Source organism: Phenylobacterium sp. (assembly GCF_036263695.1).
In the GTDB taxonomy this organism is placed as follows: domain Bacteria; phylum Pseudomonadota; class Alphaproteobacteria; order Caulobacterales; family Caulobacteraceae; genus Phenylobacterium.
The window spans coordinates 1-2,587 of sequence record NZ_DATAGM010000206.1 but is presented as its reverse complement, the minus strand read 5'-3'; the positions used below and the strand labels follow the sequence as shown (position 1 = coordinate 2,587).

General features: G+C 69.7%; 1 protein-coding gene and 1 pseudogene. One reads left to right on the top strand and one right to left on the bottom strand.

Annotated features, from left to right (window positions below):
- Positions 1 to 2,037: type I DNA topoisomerase (gene topA / locus VHK87_RS08360; RefSeq protein WP_329634443.1), on the top strand; the 2,037-nt coding region annotated here is incomplete at its 5' end.
- On the opposite strand, the pseudogene VHK87_RS08355 reads toward topA, so the two are convergent.
- Positions 2,038 to 2,587: pseudogene (locus VHK87_RS08355) on the bottom strand (hypothetical protein); the annotation flags it as partial. It lies immediately after the preceding gene.

Below are 2,587 nucleotides of genomic sequence, written 5' to 3'. Positions count from 1 at the left end.
GCGGACGTGTCCGCCGGCGCCGATCCCTTCACCGCCCGTCTCGTCAAGCACGAGGGCAAGCGGCTCTCCAAGTTTGACCTGCCGGGCGAGACCGCGGCGATGGCCGCCAAGGCCGCCGTCCAGGCCGGCCAGTTCAAGGTGGCCTCGGTCGAGAAGAAGCCGGCCCGGCGCAGCCCGCCGCCGCCCTTCACCACCTCGACCCTGCAGCAGGAGGCCTCGCGCAAGCTGGGCTTCTCGGCCCAGCGCACCATGCAGGCCGCCCAGCGCCTCTACGAAGGCGTCGACATCGGCGGCGAGACGGTCGGCCTGATCACCTACATGCGGACCGACGGCGTCCAGGCCGCGCCGGAGGCGCTGACCGAAGCCCGGCAGGTGATCGGCGGCCTCTACGGCAAGGAATACGTGCCCGAGGCGCCGCGCCAGTACCGCACCAAGGCCAAGAACGCCCAGGAGGCGCACGAGGCGATCCGCCCGACCTCGCTGGCCCGCAACCCCGGCTCGCTGCGGCTGGATGGCGACCTCGCCCGGCTCTACGAGCTGATCTGGAAGCGGATGATCGCCTCCCAGATGGAGAACGCCCGGATCGAGCGGACCACCATCGAGCTGGAGAGCGCCGACGGGAAGACCGGCCTGCGCGCCACTGGTCAGGTGGTGCTGTTCGACGGCTACCTCGCCGTCTACGAGGAAGGCCGCGACGATCCCGAGGACGAAGAAGGCGGGCGCCTGCCCCAGGTGCGCGAAGGCGCCGAGGCGCGCGTCCTGGCCTCCCGCGCCGACCAGCACTTCACCGAGCCGCCCCCGCGCTACTCCGAAGCCAGCCTGGTGAAGAAGATGGAGGAGCTCGGCATCGGCCGGCCTTCGACCTACGCCTCGATCCTCTCGGTGCTGCGCGACCGCGCCTATGTACGGATGGACAAGAACCGCTTCGTTCCCGAGGACAAGGGCCGGCTGGTCACCGCCTTCCTGGAGCAGTTCTTCAACCGCTACGTCGAGTACGATTTCACCGCCGACCTGGAGCAGAAGCTCGACCTGGTCAGCGCCGGCGAGCTCGACTGGAAGGTGCTGCTGCGCGAGTTTTGGACCGACTTCCAGAGCGCCGTGGCGGACATCGGCGAGCTTCGCGTCACCGAGGTGCTGGACAAGCTCAACGACGCCCTGGCGCCGCTGATCTTCCCGCCCAAGCCCGACGGATCGGATCCGCGCGCCTGCCCGGCCTGCGCCTCCGGCCAGCTCTCCCTCAAAACCGGCAAGTTCGGCGCCTTCGTCGGCTGCTCCAACTATCCGGAATGCCGCTTCACCCGCCCGATTGCGCAGTCCGAGGGCGAGGACGACGCCGCCTCCGGCGACCGCGAGCTCGGCGTCGATCCGGTGACCGGCGAGACGGTCTACCTCAAGGCCGGCCGCTTCGGCCCCTACGTCCAGCTGGGCGAAGGCGACAAGCCCAAGCGTTCCAGCCTGCCCAAGGGCTGGTCGGCGGCGGCCATGGACCTGGAGAAGGCCCTGCGCCTGCTGCGCCTGCCCCGCGAGGTCGGCAAACACCCGGACGACGGCAAGGTCATCACCGCCGGCATCGGCCGCTACGGCCCATTCGTCGAGCACGCCGGCACCTACGCCAACCTGCCCGAGGTGGAGGAGGTGTTCGAGGTCGGTCTGAACCGCGCCGTGGCCCTGCTCGCCGAGAAGCGGGCCGGCGGCAAGGGCGGCCGCACCCAGGCCGCCGCGCTCGCCGAGCTCGGCGCCCACCCGGTGGACGGCGAGCCCGTCCGCATCCTCTCGGGCCGCTTCGGTCCCTACGTGAAGCACGGCTCGACCAACGCCAACGTGCCCAAAGGCGCCGACCCCGCGGCGCTGACCATGGACGAGGCCGTTAAACTGCTCGCCGAACGCGAGGCGAAGGGCGGCGGCAAGAAAAAGCCCGCCCGCAAGGCGAAAGCCGCTCCGAAAGCCGCCGCGGCGGAGGCCAAGCCGAGGAAGGCCGTGCCGAAGAAGGCTCCGGCGAAGAAGCCCGCCGCCAAGAAGGCCAAGGTGGACGCCTGATCAGAGGCGCGCCTCGTTCGGCAGCGAACGGGCGCCTTCGTCGGGGTCCAGGTCGTCCGCAGCGAGGTCGGTCGGAAGCGCCTCCTCTTCGCCGAGGCCGATGATCGCATCGACGCCCAGCCCGAACCGCTGCGCCACGTCCGGGGCGTGCCGCACGAGGTCGGTGCGCAGCTTCAGCAGAGCCAAGTCCTTGGACTTGCTCTCCAGCATCACGTCGAACGCGAAGTCCCGCGCATCGCGCATGAAGCGGATGAACTCGAACGGATTCACGAAATCGGCGTGGTTGGTGAGCACCGGCGGCAGCAGCGCCGTAGTCTTCTTCCGGGTCTTGGGGTCCGTCCGAACGAGCTCGCGAAGCTCTGTCCGCGGGGTGGAGAAATGTATCTTCGGGCGCTCTCCCTCAGGCCAGGTGGCCAGCATCTTCGCTAGCGTCGGCGTCATCTCCAGCCCCTCGGGGTTGAGGCACCAGAAGTGCTGGAAGTCGAAGATGAGCCGCACGCCCGTCTGCTCGTGCACCCACACCACGTCGGCCGCGCTGAAGCGGATGTCG